The following is a 14,989-nucleotide window of genomic DNA, read 5'->3' as shown; positions in this document are numbered from 1 at the left end:
GGGGGAAGGGCTGAAGCAGGTTGAGGGTCATGCCCGAGACGGTAGGCCGGGCCCGGTGCCGGGGGCGTCAGCCCGGGGGTTGATTCGAGGCATCGCGGAAGTCGAACCACGGGTCGACGCCCCCCGGCGGGGAAGGTCAGTGGTCGCGGGGCCAGGAGTCGGGCGCGGTGGCCCAGGTGCCGGCGGTCGCGCCCAGCGTGAGGTCGAGCGTGCCCCCGCGCAGGACGAACGACTCCGGCAGCCACGACCGGTTCAGCCCCGACCCGTTCAAGCGGGCGCTCCCGACGTACTTGTCGGTGCTGTTCGCGTTGACGACCAGGCGCACGTTGTTGCCGCGGGTGAGCTCGACCCGGGTGAAGACCGGGCTGCCGACCAGCATCTCGGCGCGCCCCGGCACCTGCGGGAACAGGCCGATCGCGGCGAACACGTACCAGGCGCTCATCGTGCCCAGGTCGTCGTTGCCGGGCAGGCCGCCGGGGCCCACGCCGTACGCGGTGTCGACGATCTGCCGTACGGTCTCCTGGGTCTTCCACGGCTGCCCGAGCCCGTTGTAGAGCCATGGCGCGTGGATCCCCGGCTCGTTCGTCGGGTCGTAGCGCAGAGCGTTGCCGCCGAGCACGGCCCAGTTGCCGTTCTCGTCGTGGAACAGCGTGTCGAGCCGCGCGGCCGCCGCCGACCGGCCGCCCATCAGCGTGGCCAGCCCGGAGACGTCCTGCGGCACCATCCAGGTGTACGTGGCGCTCGAGCCCTGGGCGAACCCGACATCGGTCGACGGCGTGAACCCGGCCTGCCAGGAGCCGTCCGCACGCCGCGCCGCCTGATAGCCCACGGCCGGGTTGTACGTGCTCTTCCAGTAGTCGCCGCGCGGCCGCAGCTCACGCTGACGCGAGTTCAGGCCGAGCCGCTGCGACCACATCGCCAGCGAGAAGTCGGCCAGCGAGTTCTCCAGGGTCTCGGCCGTCCCGCCCCAGCAGTGGCAGATGTCGTTGGCCGCGTAGCGCAGGGCCAGATAGGTGTCGAGCGTGGCCCGCTGGCCGGTGCACTGGCCGGGGCAGCCGGCGTCCGACAGCGCGTCCGGGTTCTGCACGGTGGCCTGGCGGACGAGCGAGTCCAGCGCGGCCCGGGCGTCGAAGTTGCGCACGCCCATCGCGTACCAGGTGGCCAGGGTGGGCGCGGCCGGGTCGCCGGTCATCACATGCGTCGGCGCGCCCAGGTGCAGCCACCGGTCCCAGATGCCGTTGTTCTGGGCCGCGAAGTCGGCCATCGAGGTCGCCATGTCGCCGGCCACGTCCGGTCGCAGCAGCCCCAGCAGCTGGATCTGCGCCCGGTACTGGTCCCATCCGGAGAAGGTTCCGTACGCCGCTTTCTGCCCGGCCCGAAGCCGGTGCGCCAACAGATCGGCGCCCAGATACTGTCCGTCGAGATCGTTCATCGTCTGTGGCTGCATCAGCGAGTGGTAGACCGCGGTATAGAAGGCCCTCGTTCGGTCCTCGGTGCCGCCGCCGACCCGGATGCGCTTCAGTTCGGTGTTCCAGGCGTCCCGCGTCGCATCGCCCACGGTCGATGGCGTCGAACCGTCGGGAACCTCGGTCTCACGGTTGGCCGCGGCCCCGCTCGCACTCACGTACGAGATCCCGATCCGCATGCGGACATCACTGTCGGTAGCCGTATCGAAGCCGACCCAGCCGCCGGAGCCCTTGCCCGCCCGGTCGGCGCCGGTCAGATAGCCCTCGCCTCCGGATGCCGTCGTGGCCCCCGGGTTGAGCGCCGAGTTCTGCCAGGTGCCCGTGGTCGCGAAGTCCCGATCGAAGACGGCGCTGAAATAGAGCTTGTAATAGGAGCGGCGGTTGGGATTGGCCGCGCCCCCGCCGTTGCCCCGCCGGCCGCAGAATCCGCCCGTCAGAACCCAGCCTTCCACCGTACGGGTGGAGGGGTCGATGTCGATGGCGGCGTCCTCGCTGCCATTGAGCGAATTCGACGTCCGGAACAGCAGGCTGGCCGGCGAACCGGCCGGGAAGGTGAAGTCGCCGACGCCCGCCCGGGTATTGACGGCGAGGTCGGCCCGGGCCCCCGAGTCGAGGGTCACGGCATACCGCCCAGGGGTAGCGCTTTCATTCGCGTGGCTGAATGTCGAGGCGTACTTCGCGTCCCGCGTGTCGGCGGTCGGAGAGGAGTCGATCGGGCCCACGTGGGGCAGGATCGGCACGTCCCCGGCGGCCCCCGGCGAGCACCCCGCGCCATTGACGTGGGTCAGACTGAAGCCGCGCACCCGGGTGACGTTGTAGTCGTATCCGTTGGAGGCCGGCGCACCGGTCTGGTCGCCGGTCGTGGCGGTCGGGCTCCAGGCCATCATGCCGAACGGGCGGGTCGCGCCGGGCCAGGTGTTGCCCCCGCGGGTGGTTCCGACGAACGGGTCCACGTACGCCGCCGGATCGGCCACCAGCGCGGCTGGGGAGGCCTCGGCCGACGCCGCGGCGCCGATTGTCAGGATCATCGTGAAGGCCGTCGCGGCGGTTAATGTCCGACGAATTCTCGGAATCGACATGCGTCATCCTTTCAAATGTTGCGCAAAACGTACTTCACGAGACCGGTTTTCGCGCCTCCGGAGGGGTGAACGGCGCATGGACGGCACGTATCGTGAGTGATCGATCGCTGAGTCCGGAAACCGGAAACCATTGGTGTGTAAAGCGTGGAGGCGTTTCTCCGGACGGCTGAGGGATGGCCGCGCGCTTTCGGCACTGTGCTCGCGCGTTCTCATGTGGAATGAGCAGTCGGTGTGCGCGAGACGGATAACCGGGCATCACCGAAGTGGCTGCCGGGGCTGGTGGGGTAATTGATTCGCGCAATTCCGGCGGCGGATAAAAGCAAGGAATGTCGAGACATTCGGCGAACGACGGACTTATGCGGCATGACGCCTAGAAGATCGACTGGTGTTCTTCCATCGGCCTATTCCGGTCAAGCGGCTCGCCCTTCTCGTGGCCGCCGTGGTGGCTGTCGCGATGTTCACGGTGCCCAGCGCCGCGTACGCCGCCACCTCGGTGAACTCCAGCGCGTCGGCCATCCGGGTCAACCTCACGCTGCTCGGGCTTCCGCTCGGCGCCTCGGTGCCGCCCGAGGCCGGCTGGAGGGACGGGCGGACTCTGGACGACAACGGCTTGCTCAATGCCAGTGTCGGACTGCCCGGAGCCACCGTGGTCACGGCCGGCGCCGTCATCGCCAATGCCGGACCGGCGACCGGGGGCGGCCGGGCCGAGGGCGGTGTCACCGGGCTGAGCCTTTTGAGCGGCGTGATCACCGCCGACGCGCTGAAAGTGGCCTGTCAGATGACCGCCTCGGACATCACGACCACGCCGACGACGGCCAACGTCAAGGTCGGCGGTTTGGCGGCCAACGTCGGCGTCAACGCGACCGTAGGCGTGACGGGCGTGCTCACGGGAAAGGTCAACACTCGGGCCGCGACGTGGAACACCGGCACCGGCGAGTTCGTCTATACCCTGCGGGGTTTGGACCTGCAGTTGCTCCAGGCAGCCGGGCCCGCGGTAAGCGGGAACGTGGTCATCGGCGAGGCGATCTGCCAGGGCACCATCAAACTGGGCACGATCACCGCCACCGGGGCCAACCTGCGACCGGGTGAATCCGGAACGCCCACCGTCACGGTCAGTAACACCGGCGACGTGGCCGCGACCAACACCACGATCCGGATCCCCAAGCCGGACGCGACCTACTACACCCTCGGCACCCCGAGCGTCCCGACCGGTTCCTGCGACACGAGCGGCGCCCAGTACATCGTCTGCACCGGGGTCACCGTGCCAGGTAACGGCACCGCCAAGGTCTCCCTTCCGGTCACTTTGAAGTCCTCCGCTACCGGGGCCGCGCCGGCCTGGCTGCCCGCCGCGAATTCGATCGAGGCGAAGAGCACCCCGGTCCCGACGGTCGGCAGCGCCGTGATGACCATCAATGGCGGCGGCACCGCGCTCGCCTCCGCCCTGCCCCGGTCCACCACCGGCGGAACGATCACCGTGAACGGCGCCTCTCTGGCCGCCGGCAAGACCGCCACCCCCACGGTCAAGATCACCAACGCCGGTCCGTCGGACGCGGACTCGACCACGGTCACCATTCCGACCGGCACCATCCCGACCGGCGTACGGGTCACCTCGGCCACCTCGGCCACCGGCACGTGCACCGTCAACGCCTCCGACGTCACCTGCACCAACGTGTCCGTCCCGGCGGGCGGGGACGCCACGATCACGCTCAACACGTCGGCCGCCCTCAACACCGCCCCCGGCACGACCTGGGATCTGGCCAACATCGCGACCACGCTCAACGGCAAGGCCGTGAACGGCTACGGCCGGCTGGTCACCGTCACCGACCCGGACGTCAACATCGACAACGGCGTCAGCATCACCCCGGCCGCCGCCACGCCCGGCGGGGCCCGGGTCAACGCCACGGTCAAGATCGCCAACGTGGGCGCGCTCCCGGCCACCGGCACGACGGTCACATTCCCGGCCGCGCCCTCCGGCTACACACTCGGCGCGTCCGGCGCGACCGGCGGCACCTGCGCGATGGCCGTCGGCGCGCTCCGCTGCACCGTCAACGTGCCGGCCATGACCGGGGGCACGGCCGGCACCACGACCCTGGCCGTGCCGGTGACCCTGGCCCCCGGCGCCACGGCCAACTGGACCGGCCCGGTCACGGCCACGTCGGGCGACTCGACCGGCACGGCGACCGGCACTCTCGTCTCGGCCGTGCCGCGTTACACCCTCAGCGTCGCCGCGCAGGGCCCGGCGGCCCGTACGGTGAGCCCCGGCCAGCCGGCCACCGTCACCGTCGACGTCTCCAACCAGGGCCCGTCCAACGCGGTCTCGGCGCCCTTCGTGGTGGTCGCCCCGCCGATCACGACGTTCGGCCCGCTGACCGGCGCGGTCGGCAGCGCCTGCCAGACGCTCACCCCGACCACGCTGCGGTGCACGGTGACCCAGTCGCCGACCGACCCGGCGGTCTCCCTCGCGCTGCCCCTGCTGGTCTCGGCCGGCGCCGACGCCTCGACCCCGATCACCGGCGGGTGCGTCAGCCTCGACAACGACTCGTCCTGCGGCGGCGCGACCGACTCGGCCCTGCCCGACATCGCGCTGCGCCCGACGCTGGCCAACCGGCTGACCGTGGCGGCCACCCCGGCCACGATCACGCCGGGCAGCAGCGGCACCGGCCGGATCGCGCTCACCTCGACCCAGGCTGAGACCGGCATGCGGGTGACGATCCCGAAGTCGGCGCTGCCCACCGGTTTCACGGTGAGCGCCGCCACGGTCGCCGGCGGCGCCTGCGACCTCACCGGCCCGTCGATCGTCTGCACCGGCGTCGACCTGACCGCCTCCGTGCCCAAGAACGTCCAGCTGACCGTGCAGGTCGCCGCGTCGGCGGCCGGGGCGCAGATCTGGACCGCCAACGGCATCACTGTCCAGTCCGGCGACGAGCAGGTCACCACCAACGGAGCCCTGGCCACCACGGGCGCGTCCTCGTTCACGCTCAACGCCGCCGTCTCGGTGCCCGCCCCCGGCACCGTCCTGCCCGGCGGCACGGCCAACGTCCCGCTGACCGTGACCAACGCCGGCCCGTCGATCGCCTCTCCCGCCGCCTTCACCGTGACCGCCCCGAACGGCACGGCGATCGGCGCCCTCGACGCCAACACTTCGGCCGTCTGCCAGGTGAACGCGGGCAACACGCAACTCACCTGCTCGACCGGCCTGGCCGTCGGCGCCTCGACCGCGCAGCTGACCGTGCCGCTGGTGGTCGCGCCGAACGCCGACCCGGACAAGACGATCAGCGGCAGCTGTATCGACCTGGACGGCTATCCCGGCTGCGGCTCGGGCGACGCCGCGATCCCGCCGATCACCCTGAAGGTGCCGGCCGCATCCCAGATCAGCTTCTCCTCGAGCCCGGTCACCGTGACTCCGGGCGACACCGCGACGGCGAAGCTCAGCGTCTCGGCGACCCGCGCCACGCTCTCCGGCACCACGGTGACGATTCCGCTGACCCCGCGGCCCGCCGGCCTGACAGTCTCCGGCGTGACCCTGGCCACCGGCGGCACCGTCTGCCCGATCTCGGCCAATGTGGCCACCTGCACGATCCCCACCATCGCCACCTCGGTGCCGCAGGACATCAACCTGGCGCTCACCGCGGCCCCCGACGCGGCCGCCGCTCCTTGGACGGTGCAGGGCGCCGCCGCCGTCATTCCGGCCGGCACGGTAACCGTGCCCGACCAGACACTGGCCCGGATCGGCGCGCCCCGCAGCGTCGTGACCGCGACCGTCACGCCGCCGGCCAGCCCGATCCTGCCCGGTGACGGCGGCTCCCTGAGCGTCAGCGTCGACAACCGCGGCCCGTCCGACGCGGTCGGCGCCTCGTTCACCGTCATCGCCCCGAACGGCGCCGTCTTCACCGCGCCCACCCCGGCCACCACCACCGCCGCCTCCTGCACCGTGGCCGGCGACGGCAGGACCGCCACCTGCACCTTCGACCAGACGGCGGCGGCACCGGCGACCGCCTATCCGTTCAATGTGCGGGTCAGGTCGAACGTGCAGCCCGGCACCGGGCTCACCGGCGGCTGCGTCGACGTCGACAACAACGGCGTCTGCACCTCGGCCGACACCGCGATGCCGGCCATCCCGGTCGGCACGCCGCTGCAGGCCCAGGTCACCGTCACCACCACCCGGGCCACGGTGACGCCGGGCGCGACCACGCCCGCCACCGCGACGCTGACCATCAGCGCCCCGTCCAACCTGCAGAACCTGGTGGTCGCCTCCGCCACCCCCGCGCCGAGCGGCCTGACCGTCCTGACCGCGACCGGCCCCAACGGCACCTGCAGCCCGCAGCCCAACGGCACCTTCAGCTGCGGCGACGTCGACCTGAGCGGCGCCGGGCACAGCGCGGACATCACCTTCACCATGACAGCCACCGGCGCCGCCGCCCCGGCCACGTGGACGCCCGCGCTGACGATCACCGCCACCGACGCTCAGACCGCCGCGGCCACCGGCATCCTGGCCGCCATTGGCGCGGCACAGACCTCGCTGACGGTCACCACCTCGGGGCCGGCGGCCGGTTCGACCGACCCCGGCACCAGCGCCGGCGTGACCGTGAACGTCGCCAACGCCGGCCCGTCCGATGCCGTGAGCCAGGTCGTCGTCGTCACGGCGCCGACCGGCGCCACGTTCGGCACGCCGCCGGCAGGCTGCCAGGCGGTGACCACCACCCGCACGCTGTGCCGGGTGAACGTGCTGAGCGGTGGCTCCACGAGCGTGGCCCTGCCGGTCGCCGTGCCCGCCGACGCCGACATCTTCGCCACCATCACCGGCGGCTGCGTCGACGTCGGCAACGACGGCTCGTGCGAGGCGGCACTGCCGGCCATCGCGCTGCGCCAGCCGGTGGAGCGCCGCGCCACGGTCACCGTCACCCCGGTCACCGTCGTGCCCGGCAACAGCGGCAACACAGTGGTGCGGGTGACCGCCGACAACGGCGCCCTCACCAACTTCACGATCGCGGTGCCGGTGACCCTGCAGAACGCTGACCTCACACTCGGCGCCATCAACCCGGGCGGCCCCTGCGCCGCCTCGTCCGGCACGACGGTGAGCTGCACCTGGCCCAGCATCGCCAAGGGCGCCTGGCAGGACATCACCATTCCCGTACGAGCCACGGCCGGCGCCGCGGCCGGAATCAAGGCGACCACCACGGGCATCACCATCACCGACACCGTGAACTCGGCCGCCCTGGCCGGCCGTCAGCTCGCCGTCACCAGCGACCCGCAGTTCACGGTCAACCCGTCGTACGGCGTGGTCAGCGCGACCGAGCCGGGCCAGACCGCCACGATCCCGGTCACCCTGACCAACGCCGGCCCGTCCGACGCCACCGGCGCCCAGGTCGGCGTGGTCGCCCCGGCCGGCACCACGTTCGGCACGCCGCTGCCCACCGGCTGCGTGGCCGACAGCTCGCAGACCACGCTGACCTGCACGATCACGTCGCTTACCAACGGGCAGACGCGCAACCTGGCGGTACCGGTCGTCGTCCCGGCCACCGCCGACCCGGCCGAGCCGATCACCGGCGGCTGCATCGACATCAACCACAACGGCGCCTGTACGACCCCGCCCGACACGGATCTGCCCGCCATCCCGCTGACCACGCGGCTGGACCAGGAGATCACGGTCCGCGGCGATGGCGCGGCGCTGGACCCCGGCGTCAGCCCCGACACGGCCCCGGCCACGCTGACCATAACGTCGACCAGGAACCAGACCGTCGACGTGACCATCCCGCTGGGCGACCTGCCCACCGGCTGGACCGCCGCGGCCACCTCGCCGGCGGGCTGCCACACCAACGGCACCACCTCGATCACCTGCACCGGCCTGGCCCTGACCGCCGGAGCCAATGTCATCACGATGGACGTCAACACGCCGGGCGGCACCGCCCCGGGCGACAGCTGGTACGCCAGTGCCATCACGGTCACCGGTCACTCGCCGTCCCAGACCGTGACCAGTTCCAGCCGGCTCGGACTTGTCGGCACCGTGCCATACGTCCTGAACACAGCGGTCGCCGGCGTCCCGTCGGACGACGACGTGCTGCCGGGTGACACCGTCGCACTGACCGTCACGGTCGCCAACACCGGCACCGCGATCCCGCGGCTCAACGCGCCGTTGCAGGTGACCGCGCCGACCAGCACCACCTTCGGCACGACCATGCCGGTCGGCTGCACCCGCAACACGGCGACGACCGTGAACTGCCTCATCGACGTCAACACCACCGGGCAGGTCGCGTCGTACCCCCTGCCGATCCGGATTCCCGGCAACGCCGACGACGGCGCGGTGATCAAGGACGGCTGCGTCGACCTCGACACCGCCGGCCCATGCGACCGGACCATCCCGCAGTTCCGGCTCCGGATTCCGATCGCGAGCGTCCTGACGGCCGCCTCGGTCACCCCGGCCACGCCCGTGCCCGGGCGCACCGGCACGGCCACGGTCAACCTGGCCGCGAGCGCGGTCCGTCCGGGTCTCGGCGTCAGCGTCAGCCTCGCCGGGCTCCCGGCCGGCGTCACCGTTCCCGCCGTCCGCCTCGGCGGGCAGCCCTGCACCATCACCTCCGGCACGGCCACCTGCCCGGCGACCGACTTCCCGTCCGGCGGCACGACCGGCCTGGCCGTCGACTTCACCGCCGGATCCGGGGCCACCCCCGGCGCCACGTGGCAACCGGCCGTCACGATCCGCGACCCCGGCCGGGACACGGTCGTGCTGCGCCCGGCGGCCCTGACTGTCGGCGCCGCCGACGCCCAGGTGACCGTCGCCCTGGCCCTGCCCGAGGCGGGCAGCGTGCTCCCCGGCGGCACGGGCGACGCCGCGATCACGATGACCAACAACGGCACCTCCGACAACCCGAACGCCCAGGCCCGGTTCACCGCACCGGCCGGCACGACGTTCGACCTGTCCGGCACGACGGCCGCGAACTACTGCGTCGCCGACTCGGCCACCCAGATCACCTGCAGCACGGCCCTGGCGGCCGGTGCCCAGGTCCAGTTCCGGGTGAAGATCAAGGTCGCCGGAACCGTGACGGCGGGCGCCTCCGTGGCCGGCGGCTGCGTCGACGTGCCCGGCGGCGGCAGCTGTGAGGACCCGATCGCGTTCACCCTGGGCAAGCCGTTCTCCGACCAGGCCGTGCTGAGCTACGCGAAGGCCACCGTGACGCCGGGCGACATCGGCACCGGCTACCTGCGGGGCACCACCGACCGCGCCCTCAGCGGCCTCAGCGTGACCGTGCCGCTGGACCGGCTGCCGGCCCGGGTCGACATCGCCGGAGCAAGCGGCCCGGCCGGATCGTTCTGCACGGTGAACAGCGCCGAGATCACTTGCAGCGGCATCGCGCTGCCCCAGGGGGCCAACCAGAACCTGGTCTCGGTCCGCATCCACCCGGCCTCGGACCTCACCGCGGGGGTGGTCTGGGCGCCGATCGCGACGCTGACCAACGGCTCCGGCGGCGCCAGCCAGGGCGCCGGTGTGCTGCTGCAGACCTCGGCGCCGGCCCCGGACGTGAAGTACACGATGAGCGCCCCGTCCACTCCGGTGGCCCCCGGTGACACCGCCACGATCACCGGCACCCTCGACAACCAGGGCTTCAGCGACCTGACCAATGCCTCCGTACGGGTCAAGGCGCCGGTCGGCACCACGTTCGACACACCGCTGCCCACCGGTTGCGCGCTGGTCGGCAACGCGCTGCTGGACTGCACGGTCACCCTGCCCGCCGGCGCGGCCGCGCCCGTCACCTGGGCGCTGCCGGTCAATATCCCGGCCAACGCCGACCCGGCCCAGCCGATCACCGGTGGCTGCGTCGACTTCGACCGGGACAACGTGTGCGAAGCCGGTGAGCCCGTGCTGCCGGCCATCCAGCTCACCGCGACCCTGGCCCAGGCGCTCACTCTCAGCTCGCCGGGTGCGAGCCTCACCCCGGGCGTCACCGGCACGGTCACGGTCGCGGTCACCTCGACCCAGGCCCATACCGGCATGACGGTGATCATCCCGATCGACACCCTGCCCAGCGGCATGCAGATCGTGCAGGCCCGCACCGACCAGGGTTCCTGCTCGGTCGGCCAGCGCGCGGTCACCTGCACCGGCGTCTCCGTGACGGCGGGCGGCACCACCGACATCGTGCTCACCTCGCTGGTGTCGGACACGGCCCCGACCGGCACCTGGTCGCCGGCGGTCACCGTCACGCAAGGCTCGCAGTCCAAGGAGCAGACGATCACGGGCGCCGCGACGATCACCGCGCCGCAGACCGACGTGCGGGTGACGGTCGGCGTCCCGGCGCCGCAGACGGTGCTGCCCGGAGGCGCCGGCACCCTGACGCTCACCGCCGTCAACAACGGGCCGTCGCAGGCCACCGGGCTCACGTACACGGTGATCGCCCCGACCGGCACCACCTTCCCGCCGCTGACCGGTCCCGCCGCGGGCGCCTGCACCCGGGTCTCGGCGACCCAGGTGAGCTGCCCGATGACGGTGGCCGGTCAAGGCCGCTCGCAGGTCACCCTGCCGCTCACGACGGACGCGACACTGAACCCGGCCAACCCGGTCCGCGGCGGATGCGTGCGGACCACGGCCGGCGCGACATGCTCGGCGTCGGACAGTGCGATCCCGGACATCACCCTGGCCACCCCGCTCAACGGCCGGCTGCAGCTGGCCGGCGTGCCGGCGACGGTCGTGCCCGGCCGCACCGGCTCCGGAGTCCTGCGGATCACCGCGACCGGGGCGGTCACCGGCGCCACCGTGACCATTCCGCTGACCGGCAAGCCGGACACAGTCACCGTCATCGGCGCCACCGGCCCGGCCGGCTCGACCTGCACGGTCGGCGCCACCGAGATCCGATGCACCGGCGTCAACCTGGCCACCGGGGCCAATGCCGCCGTGACCGTGACGGGCAGCGTGGCACCCGGCGCGACCGCGGGCCTCACCTGGCGCTCGACCGGTGTCACGGTGACCGCGGGCGGCGAGACGGCCACCGGCCTGGCCGACCTGATCACCAGCGGCGAGCCGGTCGCGGCGGTCACCTACAGGACGACCAACGCGAGCGCCACGGTCAAACCCGGCGGCACGACGTCGATGAGCGTGGCCGTCACCAACGCCGGCCCGTCCCACGCCACCGGCCGGACCGCGACCCTCATCGCACCGGACAACACCCGCTTCGGCCCGCTCACCGGTACGGCCGCGCAGGACTGCACGGCCACCAGCGCCAGCGTGCTGACCTGTACCTACAGCGTGGAAGCGTCGGGGACGAAGACGTGGACGGTGCCCCTGGTGGTCTCCAGCGGGGTCAAGAACGGCGACAAGCTGACCGGCGGTTGCGTGTCGGCCGACGGGAACAGGTCCTGCGGCAGCGACCTCGACGTGTCGCTCGACGAGACGCCGGCCGCCCAGTCGATCAGCAAGACCGGCACGCTCACGCTGGACAGCTCGGTCATCGCGACCGGCGCCTCCGGCGCCGCGACGGTCCGGCTGTCGGCCACGGTCGCGCACACCGGCCTGACGCTCACCGTGCCGCTGGGCGCCGTGCCCGACGGCTTCAGTGTCAAGTCGGCCCGGCTCGACGGCGCCACCTGCACGATCGGCGGCACGGCGATCCGCTGCACCGGCGTCGATCTGGTCGCGGGCCAGGCCAAGACGCTGTCCATCGGCATCGACGTGGCGTCCGGCGCGTCGTCCACCGCGGCCTGGTGGGCCAACGGCATCACGCTGGCCGGCCTCGGCGACGCCACCGACAAGCTGACCGCGTCCGGCATGCTCGTCAGCACCTCCCGTACGGAGTTCGCGGTCAGCGTGACCGTCGGCAGCCCGTCCAACGCCTCGCCCCTGCCCGGCCAGACCACCACCCTGCCGATCACGTTGGCCAATGCGGGCCCGGGCGACGCCAGCCCGTACGTCGCGACGATCGTGCTGCCCGCCGGCACCAGCGCGGGCGCCCTCCCCAGCGGTTGTGTGGCCGGTTCGGCCGCGCGGACGATCGTCTGCACGGTGACGCTGGCGGCCGGGGCGTCCAAGCAGATCCGGCTGCCGGTGATCGTCAGCAGCGACCTCACCGGCGGCGAGACCCTCACCGGCGGCTGCGTCGACGAGGCGCTCGGCGCCAACCCGCAGCCCGACGGCGCGTGCGGCGGCGACGCCGACGTCGCCATCCCGGAGTTCACGCTCGGCCGCTACAAGGTCAACCTGAGCGTCACCTACAACAAGCCGGCCATGACGGTCGGGCCGGACGCCACTGGCGTCGTGGTGCGGATCGCGTACAGCAACGAGGGCACCGACACCGCCGACAACGTCCGGTTCACCGTCGTCCCGCCGGCCGGTGTGGTGGTGCGGGCGGCCGCGATCGAGCTGGACGACACCCCGGTCGCCGAGGGCTCGGTCGGCGCGGAGGCCGAGGCCGCGACGGTCGAGGCCGAATGCTTCGCGGCCGGGGGTGACGCGCCGTCGAACGCCGTCGTCTGCACGGCCCCGGACGCGGCCGGCCTCGACGGCAACCAGCTGCTGCTGACCATCGACGGGTCGAACAGCGCCAAGCCGGGCACCCAGCCGATGTGGGTCACGATCAGCACGACCAGCACCGAGGGGAACTCGACCGACAACACGGTCCCGGTGATGCTCAAGCTGAGCACCAAGGCCTCCGGCGGTGGTGACGACAACGGTGGTGACGACGGCGGCAGTGACGACGACGGCGGCAAGGGCGACGACGACAAGAGCGGCAAGCTGCCCAGGACCGGCGCCCAGATCGCCGGGACGGCGCTCGTCTCGCTCATGCTCATCGTGGCCGGGGCGACCCTGATGATCGCGATGCGCGAGAGCCGGCCCGCGGGCGCCGGGCCGGTCCGGACCCCCGTACGGGTCCCGGCTTACACGCCCCGCCACGAGCGGCCCCGGCCCCGGGGCCGGGGGCTCGCCTGAGGCGCGTTCAGCTCGGGTACGGCCACTCGTGCGCGGGCAGGTTCTCGTGCATCAACGGCAGGTAGCGCCGCAGCATCTCGTGCAGGGCGCCCTGCCGGTCCCGGCCCTCGGCCTCCAGGGCGTGCAGAGTCTGCACCTGCCAGACGGCGCCGTTGCGGTGGGTCAGGCAGCGCTGCTCGATGATGCCCAGCAGGCGCTCGCGTTCACCCTGCGAGACACCCCAGCGATCGAGCCCCTGATGAGCCATCGGCAGCAGCCGGCGCAGCACCAGCTCGGTGACCTGGATGTAGCCCAGGCCGGGCCAGAACACCGTGGCGTCGATGCCGTGCCGGGCGCAGGCGTGGAAGTTCTCCTCGGCCGCGCTGAAGCTCATCTGCGTCCATAGCGGACGTTCGGCCTCGGCCAGCGTACGGATCAGCCCGTAGTAGAACGCCGCGTTGGCCATCGTGTCCACAACGGTTGGTCCGGCCGGCAGCACCCGGTTCTCGACGCGCAGATGCGGGCGGCCCTTGACGACGTCGTAGATCGGCCGGTTCCAGCGGTACACCGTGCCGTTGTGCAGGCGCAGCTCGCTCAGCTCGGGGATCTCGCCCCGCTCGAGCATCTCGCCCGGTTCGGCGTCGTCGCAGATCGGCAGCAGAGCGGGGAAGTAGCGCACGTTCTCCTCGAACAGGTCGAAGACGCTGGTGATCCAGCGTTCCCCGAACCACACCCGCGGCCGTACGCCCTGAGCCCGGATCTCCTCCGAGCGGGTGTCGGTGGCCTGCTCGAACAGCGGGATCCGGGTCTCGCGCCACAGTTCCCGGCCGAACAGCAGCGGCGAGTTCGCGCCCAGGGCCACCTGCACGCCCGCGATCACCTGGGCCGCGTTCCAGTACGCGGCAAACTGCGCCGGACTGACCTGCAGGTGGAACTGGGTGCTGGTGCAGGCCGACTCGGGCGCGATCGTGTCGGTCGTGACGGCGAGCCGGTCCACCCCGTCGATCCGGATGTCCAGATCCTCGCCGCGGGCCGCGAAGATCTGCTCGTTGAGCAGCTTGTACCGCGGGTTGGCCGAGAGCGCCTCGTCGGTCATGTGCTCGCGCCGCAGCGTCGGCAGAATCCCGATCATGACCGTGTGCGCCCCGACCGTACGGGAATGCTTCTCGGCGTTGTTGAGGCTGGCTCTCAGGGAGCGTTCCAGGTCGGCGTTCTCGTCACCGGCCAGCCGGCGCGGTGGCACGTTGATCTCGATGTTGAACTGGCCCAGCTCGGTCTGGAAATCCGGGTCGGCGATCGCGCCCAGCACCTCGGCGTTGCGCATCGCCGGATCACAGTTCTCGTCGACCAGGTTGAGCTCGATTTCCATGCCGGTCAGCGGCCGCTCGAAGTCGAACCGCGACTCGCGCAGCATCGCCGCGAACACGTCCAGGCTCCGGCGGATCTTGTGCCGGTACCTGGCGCGGTCCTCCCGGGTGAAGTTGGCTTGCTCGACGTCCTCGCCCACGGCACACCACCTCTCACACTCGCTGAGTCTTCCCGCGGCGGGAACC

General features: G+C 72.1%; 3 protein-coding genes. 1 reads left to right on the top strand and 2 read right to left on the bottom strand.

The features are described 5' to 3' along the window. Positions 1-136: 136 nt before the first annotated feature. The gene (locus ACZ3I4_RS30230) at positions 137-2,545 is read right to left on the bottom strand and encodes a GH92 family glycosyl hydrolase (protein ID WP_465385430.1); all 2,409 of its coding nucleotides are present in this window, start codon (positions 2,543-2,545) and stop codon (positions 137-139) included. A gap of 385 nt (positions 2,546-2,930) precedes the next feature. Between ACZ3I4_RS30230 and ACZ3I4_RS30225 the strand changes: the two genes are divergently transcribed. Then, a complete protein-coding gene (locus ACZ3I4_RS30225) occupies positions 2,931-13,457 on the top strand; it encodes a hypothetical protein (protein ID WP_465385429.1) in 10,527 nt (3,508 codons plus the stop codon). Between the two features lie 7 nt (positions 13,458-13,464). Here the strand turns inward: ACZ3I4_RS30225 and ACZ3I4_RS30220 are convergent, their stop codons facing one another. After that, on the bottom strand, positions 13,465-14,943 hold the full coding sequence (locus tag ACZ3I4_RS30220) for a glutamate-cysteine ligase family protein (protein WP_465385428.1): 1,479 nt from the start codon (positions 14,941-14,943) through the stop codon (positions 13,465-13,467). Positions 14,944-14,989 lie beyond the last annotated feature (46 nt).

Source organism: Actinoplanes sp. NPDC021490 (genome assembly GCF_055562135.1).
This window is presented reverse-complemented; position numbering and strand designations above follow the sequence as displayed.